The 15,591-nt window shown below is 66.7% G+C and carries 15 protein-coding genes; 5 read left to right on the top strand and 10 right to left on the bottom strand.

Translation table 11 applies throughout. From position 1 onward, the window contains the following. Positions 1–8: 8 nt before the first annotated feature. Both rsgA and PA01_15960 read right to left on the bottom strand, forming a co-directional pair. Positions 9–959 carry a ribosome small subunit-dependent GTPase A gene (rsgA, locus tag PA01_15965; GenBank protein KON80398.2) on the bottom strand — a complete coding sequence of 317 codons (951 nt, stop codon included), beginning with the start codon at positions 957–959 and terminating at the stop codon, positions 9–11. Positions 960–974: 15 nt separating this feature from the next. Further along, positions 975–2,231, bottom strand: a complete 1,257-nt coding sequence (locus PA01_15960) for a M48 family metallopeptidase (GenBank protein KON79935.1) — start codon at positions 2,229–2,231, stop codon at positions 975–977. Between the two features lie 74 nt (positions 2,232–2,305). On the opposite strand from PA01_15960, the gene orn reads away from it, so the two are divergent. Beyond that, a complete protein-coding gene (orn, locus tag PA01_15955; protein KON79934.1) occupies positions 2,306–2,857 on the top strand; it encodes an oligoribonuclease in 552 nt (183 codons plus the stop codon). A gap of 22 nt (positions 2,858–2,879) precedes the next feature. On the opposite strand, the gene pgi is transcribed toward orn, so the two are convergent. The 3 genes from pgi to rpmE all read right to left on the bottom strand — a co-directional run bounded on the left by pgi (position 2,880) and on the right by rpmE (position 6,563). Next, entirely contained in the window at positions 2,880–4,514 is a 1,635-nt protein-coding gene (gene pgi / locus PA01_15950) for a glucose-6-phosphate isomerase (protein KON79933.1), read from the bottom strand. A 5-nt stretch (positions 4,515–4,519) separates the two neighbouring features. After that, positions 4,520–6,157 carry a hypothetical protein gene (locus PA01_15945; protein ID KON79932.1) on the bottom strand — a complete coding sequence of 546 codons (1,638 nt, stop codon included), beginning with the start codon at positions 6,155–6,157 and terminating at the stop codon, positions 4,520–4,522. 187 nt (positions 6,158–6,344) lie between these two features. Further along, positions 6,345–6,563, bottom strand: a complete 219-nt coding sequence (rpmE, locus tag PA01_15940) for a 50S ribosomal protein L31 (GenBank protein KON79931.1) — start codon at positions 6,561–6,563, stop codon at positions 6,345–6,347. A 414-nt stretch (positions 6,564–6,977) separates the two neighbouring features. Between rpmE and PA01_15930 the strand changes: the two genes are divergently transcribed. The 3 genes from PA01_15930 to PA01_15920 all read left to right on the top strand — a co-directional run bounded on the left by PA01_15930 (position 6,978) and on the right by PA01_15920 (position 8,823). Beyond that, a complete protein-coding gene (locus tag PA01_15930; protein KON79929.1) occupies positions 6,978–7,691 on the top strand; it encodes a methyltransferase domain-containing protein in 714 nt (237 codons plus the stop codon). Positions 7,692–7,703: 12 nt separating this feature from the next. After that, the gene (locus PA01_15925; GenBank protein KON79928.1) at positions 7,704–8,429 is read left to right on the top strand and encodes a UPF0149 family protein; all 726 of its coding nucleotides are present in this window, start codon (positions 7,704–7,706) and stop codon (positions 8,427–8,429) included. A gap of 61 nt (positions 8,430–8,490) precedes the next feature. Next, positions 8,491–8,823, top strand: a complete 333-nt coding sequence (locus tag PA01_15920) for a YkgJ family cysteine cluster protein (GenBank protein ID KON79927.1) — start codon at positions 8,491–8,493, stop codon at positions 8,821–8,823. Between the two features lie 58 nt (positions 8,824–8,881). Here the strand turns inward: PA01_15920 and PA01_15915 are convergent, their stop codons facing one another. Then, entirely contained in the window at positions 8,882–9,751 is an 870-nt protein-coding gene (locus tag PA01_15915) for a DUF4922 domain-containing protein (protein KON79926.1), read from the bottom strand. Positions 9,752–9,858: 107 nt separating this feature from the next. Between PA01_15915 and PA01_15910 the strand changes: the two genes are divergently transcribed. Continuing rightward, entirely contained in the window at positions 9,859–10,080 is a 222-nt protein-coding gene (locus tag PA01_15910; GenBank protein KON79925.1) for an RNA-binding S4 domain-containing protein, read from the top strand. A gap of 6 nt (positions 10,081–10,086) precedes the next feature. Here PA01_15910 and PA01_15905 read toward each other — a convergent pair whose 3' ends face one another. The 4 genes from PA01_15905 to acnA all read right to left on the bottom strand — a co-directional run bounded on the left by PA01_15905 (position 10,087) and on the right by acnA (position 15,457). Beyond that, positions 10,087–11,826: a potassium channel family protein gene (locus tag PA01_15905; protein ID KON79924.1), complete on the bottom strand. Its 1,740-nt coding sequence runs from the start codon at positions 11,824–11,826 to the stop codon at positions 10,087–10,089. A gap of 16 nt (positions 11,827–11,842) precedes the next feature. Beyond that, positions 11,843–12,226 carry a DUF6394 family protein gene (locus tag PA01_15900; GenBank protein ID KON79923.1) on the bottom strand — a complete coding sequence of 128 codons (384 nt, stop codon included), beginning with the start codon at positions 12,224–12,226 and terminating at the stop codon, positions 11,843–11,845. 108 nt (positions 12,227–12,334) lie between these two features. Further along, positions 12,335–12,730: a YchJ family metal-binding protein gene (locus PA01_15895; protein ID KON79922.1), complete on the bottom strand. Its 396-nt coding sequence runs from the start codon at positions 12,728–12,730 to the stop codon at positions 12,335–12,337. Between the two features lie 9 nt (positions 12,731–12,739). Then, positions 12,740–15,457 carry an aconitate hydratase AcnA gene (gene acnA / locus PA01_15890; GenBank protein KON79921.1) on the bottom strand — a complete coding sequence of 906 codons (2,718 nt, stop codon included), beginning with the start codon at positions 15,455–15,457 and terminating at the stop codon, positions 12,740–12,742. Between the last annotated feature and the right edge of the window lie 134 nt (positions 15,458–15,591).

The raw sequence follows: 15,591 nt of genomic DNA, 5'->3' as shown, positions 1-15,591 counted from the left end.
GGAACGAATCACCAGCCCTGCGTCTGCCGTTTCGCGTGGGTGATCTCTTCACGGATGACGCGGAAATGCTCGAAGCGTCGCGCCTCGATCGCGCCCGCTGCAATCGCCGCGCGCAGCGCGCAGCCCGGTTCGGATTCGTGCAGGCAATCGCGGAAGCGGCATTTTCCGAGGTGCGGCGCGAACTCGACGAAGCTTGCCGCCAGTTCGTCGGCAGTCAGGTGGGCGAGACCGAAAGCCTGCAGGCCGGGACTGTCGATCAGCCAGCCGCCGTCGAGCGCATAGAGGCGCGCGAACGTCGTCGTGTGCTTGCCGCTGTTGAGCGCTTCGGAAATCTCGCGCGTCGCCGCCTGCGCGTCGGGTATCAGCGCGTTCGTCAGCGTCGATTTGCCCATGCCGGACTGGCCGACCAGGATGCTCCGTTCGCCGGCGAGGAAAGGGCGCAGCGCTCCGGCGCCTTCGCGCGCACTGAGTTCGACGATGCGGTAATCGAGTTTCTCGAACGGCGCGAGGATGCGCCGGGCGGCCGGCAGCTGGTCGCGCAGATCGGCCTTGTTCAGCACGATCAGGGTGCTGATCTGCTGGCTTTGCGCCGCGGCGATGCAGCGCGAGATCAGCAGGTCCGAGAAACCCGGTTCGGTCGCGACGACGACCACGACCTGCGTGAGGTTCGCCGCGATGAGCTTTTCGCGGAACGCGTCCGAACGCCACAGCAGGTTGCGGCGCGGGTGCAAGCGGTTGATGACGCCCTGTCCGCTGCCGGTAGGGCTGACCTCGACTTCGTCGCCGCACGCAAAGACGCTTTTCTTGCCACGCGGATAGCACTTCAGCCGCGGCTGCGCCGGATCGGCAGCGCTTGCCGCGTGAGGTGCGGCGATATCGACTTCATAGTGACGGCCGAAAGCGGCAGTGATGACGCCGTTCAGGCTTGCGCCGACGTCAAGCGAAGGGGATGCAGTCAATTGGGGTCGCCCGCCTCAGCTGGCCGCGCGCAGGCGCGAAACCCGCAGCAACGCTGGCGGGTGGGAATCGAAAAAGCGGGAATACAGCGGATCGGGCGTCAGCGTCGAGGCGTTGTCGCGATACAGCTTGACCAGCGCTGCGGCGAGATCGGCTGCGCTCGCCTGCCGGGCCGCGTACGCGTCGGCCTGAAACTCGTGCACCCGCGACCAGTGGCTCATCAGCGGTCCGAGCGGAAATGCGAACACCGGCAGCACCAGCGCGAACAGGCCCAGGGCGACGGCGGTGCTGCCGGCTCCGTCGGCGATGCCGAGCCCGGCGAAGAACCAGGACTGTTCCATCAGCCAGGCGAGCAGCCACAGTAGCGCGAGGCTCGTCGCGGCGACCACCGCGAGCCGCTTCCAGATGTGCCGGTGATGGAAATGGCCGAGTTCGTGCGCGAGAACCGCCTCGACTTCGGCAGGGCTGAGCTTGTCGAGCAGCGTATCGAAGAACACGATGCGCTTGGCGGCGCCGAAACCCGTGAAATAGGCGTTGCCGTGCGCCGAGCGACGCGAGCCGTCCATGACGAACAGTCCGCGCGAGCGGAAGCCGCAGCGCGCGAGAAGGTTTTCGACGCGCTTTCGCAGCGCCTCGTCGGCGAGCGGCGTGAACTTGTTGAACAGCGGGGCGATGAACGTCGGCCAGACGAACAGTCCGAGCAGGTTGAAGACGAACCAGAACAGCCACACCCACAACCACCACTGCTCGCCCATCGCGCCCATCAGCCACAGCACCGCGCCAAGCACCGGCAGGCCGATGAGCGCGGCAAGGAGCGCTTCGCGCGCAATGTCGGCGGCGTACAGCGCCGGCGTCATCCTGTTGAAGCCGAAGCGTTTTTCGATGACGAACGTGCGGTACAGCGCGAACGGCAATTCGATGAGCCAGCCGAGGACGCCGAGTGCGGCCAGCAGCGCGACGCCGTGCGCGAGTCCGGCAGGGTCGAACCACTCCGCCAGCGCGCGGTGCATCGCCTGCAGGCCGCCGCCGAAAGTGAGGGCCAGCACGAAGACCGTACCGACCGTGGCGTCGACGATCCCCAGTGCCATTCGTGCACAGGTGTAGTCGGCAGCCTTGCGGTGCGATTCGACACTGATCGCGTCCGCGAACGGCGCAGGCACCTGTTCCCGCCGCGCCCGCACGTGGTGCCTCTGGCGCAGCATCAGCGCGACCTTGATGAACAGGGTGGCGAGAAGCGCGGCGACAAACAGATTCGAGAAGGTGTCGGGTGCCATGCGGGAGGGGTGGGAGGCGGCGGGGCGGCGATTTATGCCACAATCTGCGCTTTGTTAAACCGGGCCGAAGGATTATGGCACAGGATCAGAACCACCTCATCTGGCTGGACATGGAGATGACCGGCCTCGAGCCCGACTCCGACCGCATCATCGAGATCGCGATCGTGATTACCGATTCCCAGCTCAATACCGTCGCCGAAGCACCGGTGATCGCTGTGCATCAGCCCGACCGCGTGCTCGACGCAATGGACGAGTGGAACCGGAACACGCACGGCAAATCGGGCCTGACCGATCGCGTCAAGGCGTCGCTGATCGGTGAAGCCGACGCCGAAGCGCAGATGCTCGCGTTCCTGCAGCAACACGTGCCGGCGCGCACGTCGCCGATGTGCGGCAATTCGATCTGTCAGGACCGGCGCTTCATGGCGCGCTACATGCCGCAGCTCGAAGCCTGGTTCCACTATCGCAACCTCGACGTATCGACGCTGAAGGAACTCGCGAAACGCTGGCGGCCCGAGGTGTACAAGGGAGTCGAGAAAAAAGGCAAGCACGAAGCGCTCGCCGACATCTACGAGTCGATCGCCGAATTGCGCCACTACCGGGACAACTTCCTGCGCCTCGTGCCGTGATTTCCGGCCGTGGCGCGCACGATCAGCTACGGTCCGGAGTGCTTCGCAGCGCTTCGGCTGCCGCCATCAGCCCTGCTGTCGAAGCGTCGTGATTCTCGCGCGAGCCGGATGAAAGACTGCGCGCCATCTCCTTGCCCAGCTCGACGCCGTACTGGTCGAAGCTGTTGATTCCCCAGATCCAGCCTTGCACGAACACCTTGTGCTCGTACAGGGCCATCAGCTGGCCGAGCGAGAACGCGTCGAGCGCGGGCAGCAGCACCGTCGTGCTCGGCTGGTTGCCCGGACAGGCAAGATGCGGGGCGAGTACTGCCGCTTCGCTTTCCGCCAGGCCTTTCGCGCGCAGGCTGGCGAGCGCCGTGTCGAGGCTGCGCCCCGCCATCAGCGCGGCCGACTGTGCGAACGCGTTCTCGACCAACGCACGCTGGGAGGCGTCGTCTGCCCCGACCGGGACGATGAAATCGAGCGCGACGCGACGCGTGCCCTGATAAAACAGCTGGTGGAACGCATGCTGGCCGACCGTGCCGACGCCGCCCCACACGATCGGCGAAGTGTGGACGATGCTCGCGGAGCCGTCGCGCAGGCAGCGCTTGCCGTTGCTTTCCATTTCGAGCTGCTGCAGCCACGCGGCGAAACTGCGCAGGCCGTGCGCGTAGGGCAGCAGTGCGAGACTTTCGATGCCGAGGAAATCGCTGTTCCACAGGCCGACGAGGCCCATCAGCACCGGAAGATTTTCGCTCGGCGGCGCTCCGCGGAAATGTTCGTCCATCGCCCGCGCGCCGGCCAGCAACGCGTCGAACCCGCTCTCGCCGATCGCGACCATCAGCGGCAGGCCGATCGTGGACCACACCGAATAGCGCCCTCCGACCCACTCGGGCAGCGGGAAGATGCGTTCCGCGGCAATGCCGAATGCGGCCGCAGCGTCAGTCGCATTGCTGACCGCCGCGAAATGCAGCGCCGGGTCGCAGCCGGCTCCGAGGCCTGCTTGCAGCCAACTCCGCGCTGCCTGCGCGTTGGCCAGGGTTTCGGCGGTCGCAAAGCTTTTCGACGAGACGATGAACAACGTGCTCGCGGAATCTGCGTCGGCGAGCGCTTCGTCGAGCTCGCGCCGATCGATGTTCGCGACAAACCGGACTTCCGGGGTCGCCTGCAAGCCGGTCGGTACGAGCGCCTGCGCCGCCATGCGGGGGCCGAGGTCGGAGCCGCCGATGCCGAGGTTGACGACCATGCGGATCGGTTTTCCGCTCGCGCCGGTCATCGTTCCGCTGCGCAGCGCCGCCGCGAAAGCGCGCATGCGCTGTTGCGATTGCGCGAGGGGGGCGGCGTCTTCGGGCGGAGCCGGGCAGGCGCCGCGCAGCGCCATATGCAGCACGGCGCGGTCTTCGGTGAAATTCAGATGCTCGCCGGCAAAAAGCGCGTCGATACCGTCGGGCAGGCGTGCCTCGCCGGCGAGATCGACGAGCGCGGCGAGGGCCGGCGCGTCGATCGATTGCTTCGACAGGTCGAGGAGCATGCCGCGGTGAGAGAAGGACAAGGTCGCGAAGCGCGAGGCGTCGCGCTCGAACAGTTCCGAGACGCGCGTCGTGCGGAGGCGGACAGCGTGGTTTTCGAGCGTGCTCCACGTGGGGAGCCGGTGCGCAGGGGTAAAGGGTTCAGTCACAGGGGTCAGTCACGGCGATAAAGACGGAATATTTCGAGTTGTTTGCCACCGCCGCGGCGATACTCCCAGATCTGTTGCCATTCCTGGGCGGGCGTGAGCGCGGCGGGGCTGCGGCTATCATATACCAGCAAAAAACTGCAGGCCGTCTCATTGCCGGAGACCCTCTCGGGCCGCACGCCGGCGAAATAATGGAACGATGCGCGCTGGCTCGGCGACAGTCCGAGCATCGCGACGCAGTCGCTCCTTTCCCCGGCGAGTGCGATCCCCAGCGACGTCGCGACCGGCCGGTAGCTGCGGTCGTAGTCGAACCACGGCATCAGCAGCACGACTGCGAGGCACCATAGCGTCGTCATCCCCATCGCCCAGCTTGCCGGGCCGCGATTGAAGGAGCGCGGCAGGCGCCACATCAGCACGACCCATGTCATGCAGATGCCGATCCCGGCCAGCGCCTGCGTCACGCTCCCTTTGAGTTCGAACCCCGGGGCGACTCGCGCGACGTGACGGGCCAGCCCGGGGGGCCAGGAGACGGCCTGGGCCGTCCATGCGATCCAGACCAGCACCGCGAAGACGACGAAAGTCATCACCGCAAACCAGTCGAAAGCATTCGCGGCGCCGCGGCGCAGCGTCGGAATGCCCGCTGCGGCGAGCAATGCGAGCGGGGGGATCAGCGGGAGCATTGTTGCCTGCGCGAGGCTGCCGTTGGCGATGATCCAGCTGCCGGCAAGCAGCGCCGAGGCGATCGGCAGGAGCCAGGAAATCCGCATCAGCTGGCGGCGCGCGCGCCACAGCGACCACAGCGCGATCGGCCACAACGGCCAGACGAACCAGCCGAACAGTTCGATCAGGCGCGAAAACTCGTCCGGCCGGAGAGGTTCCGCGCCGAACTCGAGCCATTCGTTGCGCCACCACAGTGCGAGCAGTTCGGGAGCCTGATAGTGAAGCACCAGCGGCCATAGCGCGCCGGCGCCGACGGCGAGGCTCAGGCCGAGGATCAGCCCGCCACTCGCGCGCGGATTGCGGCATTCCGGGCACGCAATGACGACGACGAGAAACAGCGGCAGCGTCAGGATCACGCCGGGCAGGCCTCCGGCGAGAAATGCGAGCACCGAGCCCGCAGCGGCCTGGAGGCTGCCGAGCGCGGGCCGCGTCGGAATCAGCGACAGGCCCGCAAGCGTCATCGCGACGAACGACATCACGGCGATCATCGGCTGGGTTTCGTGCGCGTGGAGCACCAGTCCCAGCGTGCCGAGCGTCAGCAGCGCGGCCGGAGTGCGCGTGTGCTTGCCGTACAGCCGCGCCGAAGCACGCGCGATCCAGAAGATCGCGAGCGCGGTGTATAGCGTGGTGGCGAGGCGCGCCGCATCGTGAGGCGGCAGCAGCCAGCCGAACAGCAGCGCAAACACCGAACCGGTCCAGTAATACAGCGGCGGGAAACTCGTCGATGGTTCGCCGGCGATCAGCGGGAACAGGAGGCCGTTGCCTTGCAGCATCTCGAAGATCGGGCCGAAATGCCGGGCGTCGTCGCCACGCCACGGCACATGCCCGGTCAGGCCGACAAGAAGATACAGCGCGACGAGCACGGCCAGCCCGGCTGCTCCGTAAAGGTGCTGCTTCGGCAGGGGAGAGGTGGGGGGGCGAGTCATTCAGGACGGGTGTCGGGCAGCACTTTCAGGTGCGAAGACCACCACGGACACGTTCGCGACGCACCGTCGTCGTCAGGGCGGGATTCTAGCCGGCAAACGGTCGGGCGTGCCGCCGCGAGAGGCTGACGGCGTGCCGGTCGAATAAAAAAGGCAGCCGAAGCTGCCTTTTCTAGACTTTGGCCAGGAATCAGCCGAGGCGCTGAACGCTGCCGTATTTCTGGCGGAAGCGCTCGACACGGCCCGCGGTGTCGACGATCTTCTGCTTGCCGGTGTAGAACGGGTGGCAGGCCGCGCACACTTCGACGTGCAGCGCCGGCTTGCCGAGCGTCGAGCGCGTCTCGAAAGTGTTGCCGCAGGAGCAGGTCACCTGGACTTCGGCGTATTTGGGATGGATATCCGCTTTCATGATGATTCCCTTGTACGAGCGGGCGGTGACTGTGGCCGCCCTGAGATCTGATTGAAACGAAGAATTATCGGGGATGAAGGGAGCAAAAGCAAGGATCGCGCACCGTTGCGGGGCAACCGGAGGGCCACGGCGTCGACCGTTCCCACCCGCCTGCGCTGGCCCACGATTGCCCCTACAATACGCAGCTTTCTTGCCGGAGCTTCGTGTGCGGCTCGTTCTCGCGCCGATCAAGGCGCACCTCGATATGCGCCCGGGGGGACCGGACAGTGGCCGAACCGGCGGCCCGGAGAATCATCCTCGCGCCGACAGCTTTTTCCAGGAGATCCGTTCGATGCGTCATCGGGCCGAAATCGACGCTCTCGTGATGCGTCACGGGGTCGTCGGCCGGGCGCTTGCCGCCGGAGCCGTGAATCGATGAGCTACGCCAATTCCCGCATTCCCGCGAGCGCCCAGTCCGGCATCCACGAGCAGCTCATGCGTCGCGTCGAGCGCCATCTCGCCGAGCCGTTCCGCAAGCCTTACGCCGACTACAACCGGGCCGCGTTCGCCGCGAGCCTGGAACAGTGGAACGGGACGGCGCCGCTGATCCTGGACGCCGGCTGCGGCGTCGGCCACAGCACGATCCAGCTGGCGCGCAGCTTTCCCGACCACTGGGTGATCGGCGTCGACCAGTCCGAGGACCGCCTGAACCGGCGCAAGCCGTATCCGCAGGCGCTGTTGCCGACGAACATGGTGTTCGTGCGCGCCGATCTCGTCGACTACTGGCGACTGTGCTGCGATGCCGGCTTGTCGCTTGCGCGCCACTACATCCTGTATCCGAACCCGTGGCCGAAGATCGGCCATCTGGCACGACGCTGGCACGCCCACCCGGTGTTCCCGTTCATCCCGCAGCTCGGCGGCGTGCTGGAGTGCCGCAGCAACTGGCACGTCTATATCGAGGAATTCGCGTGTGCGCTGGGCCGCGTGACCGGACGGGAGATCGTCCCGGAGGAATTCGAGGCACCGATACCGCTGACGCCTTTCGAGCGCAAATATCGGGACTCCGGCCAGGCGCTGTATCGGGTCGTCTGCGACCTCGGCAATGCTGCTTGCACGCCGCTGCCCGAAAGCGCACCCTGCGTGCCTTGACGGAGAGAAACGATGAATAGCGAAGCGCCCCAGGACGAAACGCCGAACGCCCACCTGCTCGACGACGCGCAGTTCGAAGCCCTCGAAGAGCTGCTCACGTCCGACGCGGTGCCTGAAGACTGCATGGACCTGGAGATGCTCGACGGGTATCTCGCCGCGGTGCTCGCGTCGCCGCAGCGCATCGCGCCGGAGCGGTGGCTGCCCGAAGTGTGGTCCGCGCATGGCGAGGACGCGTCGTTTGGTTCGGGAAGCCGGATGCAGCGGGCGATCGGGCTGGTGCGGCGCTATTACAACGAGCTGGCGACGACGATCGGCGAGCCCGAAGGGTGGGAGCCGTTTTGCTACGCGGCCAGCGACGGCGATTCGCTGCGCATCGGCGAGGAATGGATCGAAGGCTTCGCCCAGGGGCTCGAGCTGTGGTCGGACGATTGGGACCGTGGCGTGCCCGAGGACGTCGCACAGTCCGTGCGGGACGCGCTCGATACGATGATGGCGCCGTGGGCCGACGAAGCGGTGGCAAGCGCCGCGGACGATGCCACGCGGCTGCAATGGCTGGAACTGGCCGTCACGAGTGTCGGCCAGATCATCGGGCAGTGGCGAAAGCTCGGGCTCGCACCGGTCGAGCTGCTGTCGGTCGATGAGCCCGCTGCACCGGCCCCGGCAAGTGCGGGGCGCAACGAGGCCTGTCCGTGCGGCAGCGGCAAGAAATACAAGAAATGCTGCGGCGCCCCGCGATGACGGGCAGGTCGGCCCATGCGGCTTCCGTGATCGAGGGCAGGGTGCGCGGTCCGGCAAGCCGATGAGCGACGATCACTGCACCCGCTGCGGCGCGTGCTGCGCGGCTTTTCGCGTGGATTTTCACCGTTCCGAGCTGGCCAGCGCGAGGGCGGGCGGCGTGCCCGACGCCATGACGGTGCCGGTCACCGGCGTGCTCGTGCGCATGCGGGGCACCGACGAAGCGCCGCGTTGCGTCGCCCTGGCCGGCGAGATCGGGGTGCGCGCGCATTGCACGATCTATTCGAGCCGGCCTTCGCCGTGCCGCGACTTTGCGCCTTATGCGGCGCTCGGGATCGGCGAAGAGGCGTGCGATCGGGCGCGCGCGCGACACGGTCTGCCGCCGCTGCGGTCCTGAAGCAGCTCAGCGCGCCGGCGCGTTCGCGAGCGTCGCCTCCGAGTGTTTCCGGTTTCGATCACGCGGGAACGCCGACTGCCGCCAGCAGGTGCAGCGGGCCGAGGCGCCGCACGACGTCGATCTGTTCGGGGCGGCGAACGAACAGCGACCCCGCGAAACCGAGCGCGTTCACCGAAATGCCTTCATGCTGCTCGCGGCTGCGCGGAACCACGACGAGCCAGCCGCCGCCGGTCAGCATGTTGTAGGGCGGCATCGGATCGCGGTCGGCAGCGATGCCGAGTGCGTCGCACGCGGTGTGGAACGCGTCGTGGAGGATCGCTCCACTGACAGCGGAATCGCTGCCCGGCGGGGCAGGCCGGAGGCCCACGAAACAATGCCGCCACGGCAGCCGGGCGTCGAACGTGACGCCTCCCGCCACATCCGCCTGCAGGCGGGCGGTGAAGCCGGCGAAGTACGAACCGCCGGCAGTGGCGGGAATCCACTGCAGATGCTTGTGGCGCTGGCTTGCACCGGCTTCGGTGCCGCCGTTGTAGAAGCCGAGCCCGCCGAGCTCGGTGGTGACGCGCGCGAGGGCGACGAAATCCGCCAGGCCGAGCGGCGCGGTCTGGGATTCGAACGCGCGCGTGACGATGAGCAGATGGCGCTCGATCACCGGATATTTGTTCAGCACGGCGAGATGGTGCTTGCCGACCGGCCCGACGTTCAGATCCTCTTCGGGAGGCAGGAACGGGTTGTGGTCCGGATCGCGGCGCAACGCCGCGCTGACCCGGCCGGCATCCTTCAGCGCGAGCGAAGATACCCAGCGAACGGTGAAGTCGAAGTCTTCGTCGCGGATCAATGCCCGCTCGGTGCGGATCGGTTGCAGCGCTCCCGATGCGTTCGCGTGGACGTACGTTCGGTCGATTCTCGGCAGGAGCGGCAGCGGCATATTTCTCGTTCGCGGAAGCGGCAGACGGTGGTCCGGCAGTGTAGGCTCGCGGCTTCCGATCGATCAATTGATTCGCGCAGCTCCAGAGCGCTGCGCGGGAGTATGCAATGACAATTTCCTTTGCCGTGCGCGGCGAATATATCCAGCTCGACCAGCTGCTGAAAGCAACCGGCCTCGCCGGGACCGGCGGCGAAGCGCACGCCGCGGTCGAAGGCCAGCGGGTGCGCGTCGACGGGCGGGTCGAACTGCGCAAGCGCGCCAAGCTGCGCCCGGGCCAGACAGTCGCTTTCGGCAACGAGACGATCGTCCTCGTCGCCGCGCACGGCTGAACCGGTTCAGCGTTCGTGCTGGGCCGCCTGCGCGACCGGAGCGCGCGAGAATTTCTCCCACAGCCAGCCTCCCGGCAGATCCCGCCCGGTCAGCACGTAGGTAAGGGTGTGTTCGTTCGATAGCGTCAGCTCGAATTCGCGCCTCGCCACGTGTCGGCCGACCAGCAGCAGCTCGTCGCCAGCGCGGATTTCGGTCGCCGGATCGGGCAGCAGCAGGTGATCGTCGTCGTCGCGGTGCAGGTACAGCACTTCGCACGCGAGTTCATCGTCGCGGTTCGACGGCGCGCGCAGGATTTCCCCCAGGGCGATCGTCGCGCCATGCATCAGCTTGTGGTGGAGGGCCGGTGCCTGCGTGAAGCTGATGCGTTCGCTCCACACGCTCGGCACCTGCCAGCCGAAGCGTCCGGTCAGTCGGTCGAGCAGCGCCGCGCACCACGGTTCGTCGCGACGCTTGACTTCGTTCAGGAAAGGCACGAGCAGCGGCGTCGTCAGGATCGCCAGGCATTCATGGGCAATGATTTTGCTCGGCACCACGTCGACGTCGGAGTCGTAGGCCTCGAACAGCGAGTGGTTGGCATAGTGATTCTGGCGCAGGATCACGAACAGCGCCGGATTGAGTTCGCGCGCGGTCACCGCGATCGACAGGTTGTCGACGTCGTTGCCGGTGCCGGCGATGATGCCGACCGCGTCGCGCACGCCCGCCTGCTCGAGCGCCGGGGCGCCCGTGCCATCCCCCTGCACCCAGCGGTGGTGAGGATCGTCGGACGATTCGCGGTCGATGATCGTGATCGATACTGCCGATTCCTGTTCCATCGCCTGCACCATGACCCGCCCGAAGCGCCCGTGGCCGCATACGATCCAGTTGCCCGACGGCGGATCCCGCTCGCGCTCGACGGTCGTCCCCGGCAGGCCCGTCAGCCACGTCAGCAAGTGCCACGCAGCGGGTGCGTGCAATGCGAGCGACAGGTACTCGGCGAACTTCTCGAACGGGTTGATGATGTGGCGCGTGCCGAACGATGCCATGTTCGCAGCGGTTTCCGGCGTCTCGGCGCGGCACAGCGCCGGGATTTTCGGCGCGAGCAGGCGGGCGGCGATCGCGATCGCGAGGTTCGCGCTGTCGTCGTTCGTCAATGCGATAACGCCGATGCAATACGGATGGGAAAGGCCGGCGAACTGCAGCAGCTCGGGGTTGCGTGCGTCGGCACACATCGTCGGCACGTCCGCCCGGTAGCTGTGCAGGTCGATTTCGCCGGCCTTGACTTCGTCGCATTCGACGACGACGGCGCGATAGCCGAGCTGGTCGAGTGCGCCGCAGATCAGCCGCCCGGTCTCGCCATAGCCGCACACGATGTAGAACGGCTCGCGCAGGCGCTTGACTGCACGCAGGAAGCGATGCGTGCGGATCGCCAGCTGCAGGCTGCGATCGGCGAGCAGGGCAAAGACGGTGCCGATGCTGTATGCCCAGCCGACCACCGACAGGTAGATGCACAGCGTCACCCACAGGCGCTGCTGGTCCGAAAATGCGTACGGAATCTCGCCGAAGCCGATCGTGGTCGCCGTGTAGCTCATGAAATAGAGCGCGTGGAAGAAGCTCAGGTGATACACCCTGCCTTCGTCGTCGACACCCGGCGCGAGCGTCAGCCCGAGCACCGAGATCGCAAGAATGCTGATGAGCAGGATCAGCGGCGCCCGCAGGCGGCGCATGATCAGCAGGATGATGCTGTGATGGCGCAGCAGAGGCGTCATCGGCGCGCCTCGCCGCCTAGCGGCGCTGCATGATCGTTTCGGCGATCAGGATCGCCACCGACACGACGTTCGCGAACAGCGCTCCGCCCGACAGTGAAACCACCCGCGCGACCATCTCCGGCGTCACTCCCCCCGCGGAGACATGCGCGGCGTAGCCCCATACCATCGCGGCGGCGATGAGCTGCAGGTCCGCGACCAGGCTCGTCGCCAGATGGACCGCGCCGATCTGCGTGCGGTCGCCGAACTTGAGTACGGTCGCGATCAGGCTCACGACGATCGCGGCGAAAAGCTCGTAGATGTCGTGGTGCGAAGGGTCGTCGATGTCGCCGACGAAGAAGCCGAAGTTGAGCGTGGCGGCGAGCACGATGAAGAAGCCGAAGATGACTTTTTCGAGGTTCATGTTTTTGTCGTCGCCGGATCGCGCTGCGGCGCGTCGGTTGTCATCTGAGTCCAGTCGGGCAGGGTATCCCCGGCAATTATAGGGCGCGCGGGATGCTGCACGACCGGTTCACTCGTGAATATCGCCCTCCACATACTGCCAGCGGCCCTCGGTACGCACGAAGCGGCTCGTCTCGTGCAGGCGATGAGCGCGGCCGCCGACGCGATATCGCGCGACGAACTCGACGACGGCGGCATCCGCACCGGTCTGGACGTGCTGGCGGATCTGCAGCCCGATCCATTTTCGCGCCGGCTCCGCGGTGAAATCGATCGCTGCCGGCCGGCTCGACGGATGCCAGCTCGCCAGCAGATACGCCTCGTCGCCGAGCGTGAACGCCGTGTAGCGGCTGCGCATCAGCGCCTCCGCGGTGTCGGGCAGCACTTCGCCGGCGATGAGCGGAGCGCAGCAGTCGTCGAAGGATCTGCCCGACTGGCAGGGGCAGGGCGGGGCGGCAGTTCGTCGCATCGCCGAATTCTATTGCACGCGCCCGAGAATCTCCCGCAGCACGTACGGCAGGATGCCGCCATGACGGTAGTAATCGACTTCGACGGGCGTGTCGATGCGGCACAACACCGGCACCTCGATCCGCTCGCCATTGCGCCGGTGCGCGACCAGCGACAGATCCTGCTGCGGTTTGAGCGTCGCGCCGATACCGAGCACATCGAACGTCTCGTCGCCGACGAAACCGAGACTCTCCCACGAGTCCTGGCCTTTGAACTGCAGCGGCAGTACGCCCATGCCGACGAGGTTCGAGCGATGGATGCGCTCGAAACTTCGGGCGATGACGGCCCTGACGCCGAGCAACTGCGTGCCTTTCGCGGCCCAGTCGCGGCTCGAGCCGGTGCCGTACTCCTCGCCGGCGAAGATCACGGTCGGCGTGCCGGTCGCCATGTACGCCATCGCCGCGTCGAACACCGTCGTCTGCCGGTCGTCGAGAAGCGTGTAGCCTCCTTCGACGCGCGAGCCGTCCTGTTTCGGCGGCAGCATCATGTTCCTGATCCGCACGTTCGCGAAAGTGCCCCGCACCATCACGTCGTGATTGCCGCGCCGCGAGCCGTAGGAGTTGAAATCCTGCTTCGCGACGCCCTTGGCGCTCAGCCACTGACCGGCCGGAGTCGTCTCCCTGAACGAACCGGCCGGCGAGATGTGGTCGGTCGTGACCGAATCGCCGAGCATCAGCAGCACGCGCGCGCCCTTGATGTCGGCGACGGCGCCCGGTTGCGCGGAGAAACCCTCGAAGAAGGGCGGTCGCGCGATGTAGGTCGATTCCGGCCATGCGTACACCTGCCCCGCCGGCGCCGAGATCTCGTTCCACAGGTCGTGGTCTTTCGTGAAGTCGGAGTACAGGCGCGTGAACGTCGCCGGGTCCATCGCGTAAGGCATCACTGCGGCGATCTCGTCTGACGTCGGCCAGATGTCCTTCAGGTACACATGATGGCCGTCCGCTCCGGTGCCCAGCGGGTTCTCGGTGAGATCGACGTTGGCCCGCCCCGCGATCGCGAACGCGACCACGAGCGGCGGCGACGCGAGAAAGTTGGCGCGGATGTTCGGATGAATGCGCGCTTCGAAGTTGCGGTTGCCCGACAGCACCGCGGCGGCGATGACGTCGTGCTCGCCGATCGCATCGTTGAGCTCCGGCGCGAGGTCGCCCGAGTTGCCGATGCAGGTCGTGCAGCCGTAGCCGGCCAGCGCAAAGCCGAGCTCGGCGAGCGGTTCGAGCAGCCCGGCTTTCTGCAGGTAGTCGGTGACCACGCGCGAGCCCGGCGCGAGCGAAGTCTTGACGTGGGGCTTCACGCGCAGCCCTTTCGCGACCGCTTTCTTCGCCAGCAGGCCGGCGGCGATCAGCACGGCCGGGTTGCTGGTGTTCGTGCAGGACGTGATCGCGGCGATGAGGATGTCGCCATGGCCGAGGTCGACGCCCGGCAGCTTCGTCGGAAAACGCGTGCCGAGCGCAGCTTCCGGCTGGCCGAAGCCGTTTTCGCTCGCCGGCCGGGAGAACAGCCGGTCGAACATGTCTTCCATGTCGGACAGCGGGATGCGGTCCTGCGGTCGCTTCGGCCCGGCGAGCGACGGGACGATCGACGCCAGATCGAGCGTGACCGTCTCCGAATAGTCGATCTCGCCTGCCTGCGGCACGCCGAACAACTGCTGCGCGCGGAAATAGGCTTCGAACAGTTCGCACTCGACGTCGCTGCGGCCGGTGCCGCGCATGTACGCGACGGTCTTGTCATCGACCGGGAAGAAGCCCATCGTCGCGCCGTATTCGGGAGCCATGTTGGCGATCGTCGCCCGGTCGGTGACCGTCAGGCTCGCCGTGCCTTCGCCGAAGAACTCGACGAACTTGCCGACGACCTTGCGCTGGCGCAGCAGTTCGGTGACGGTCAGCACGAGGTCGGTCGCCGTGACGCCTTCGTTCAGTCGCCCTTTCAGCTCGACGCCGACGACGTCCGGCGTCAGCAGGTAGACCGGCTGGCCCAGCATGCCGGCTTCGGCTTCGATCCCGCCGACCCCCCAGCCGACGACGCCGACGCCGTTGATCATCGTCGTGTGCGAGTCGGTGCCGACCAGCGTGTCCGGGTAATACAGCATGCCATCGCCGGCGTCGTGGCCGCGCACGCCGCGGAACAGATATTCGAGATTGACCTGATGGACGATACCGATGCCCGGCGGCACGACGCGGAACGTGTCGAACGCCTGCATCCCCCATTTCATGAACTGGTAGCGCTCGCGGTTGCGCTGGAATTCGAGTTCCATGTTCTGCCGCAGCGCGAGCGGCGAGCCGTAGTGATCGACCTGCACGGAATGGTCGACGATCAGATCTACCGGCACGAGCGGTTCGATCAGCTTCGGGTCCTTGCCCAGGTCGGCCGCGACGTTGCGCATCGCGGCGAGATCGCACAGCAGCGGCACGCCGGTGAAGTCCTGCAGCACGACGCGGGCGACGACGAACGGAATCTCCGCGGTGCGCGGCGCGTTCGCCGTCCAGCCGGCGAGCTGGCGCACGTGCTCTTCGGTGACTTTCCTGCCGTCGCAATGGCGCAGCACCGCTTCGAGCACGATGCGGATCGATACCGGCAGACGCGAGATCGTCGCGACGCCGGCGGTTTCCAGTGCCGGCAACGAGTAATAACGGCCGCTGCGCCCGGTCGGGGTGGAGAAGGTTTGGAGCGTGTCGAACAGAGTATGGAGCATGGTTCGTCTCCCGATGAATGAAGCTTCGTCGAAGGGCGCGACGTGACGCCGCCGGTTGCACATCCACCATTGGAACCCCTGCCGGCTGCGCTCGTTCCCATGGTGTTCCTTGCCCTGTTTAGTTGAAAGCTCCG

This window comes from Azoarcus sp. PA01, assembly GCA_001274695.2.
Lineage (GTDB): Bacteria > Pseudomonadota > Gammaproteobacteria > Burkholderiales > Rhodocyclaceae > Aromatoleum.
This window is presented reverse-complemented; position numbering and strand designations above follow the sequence as displayed.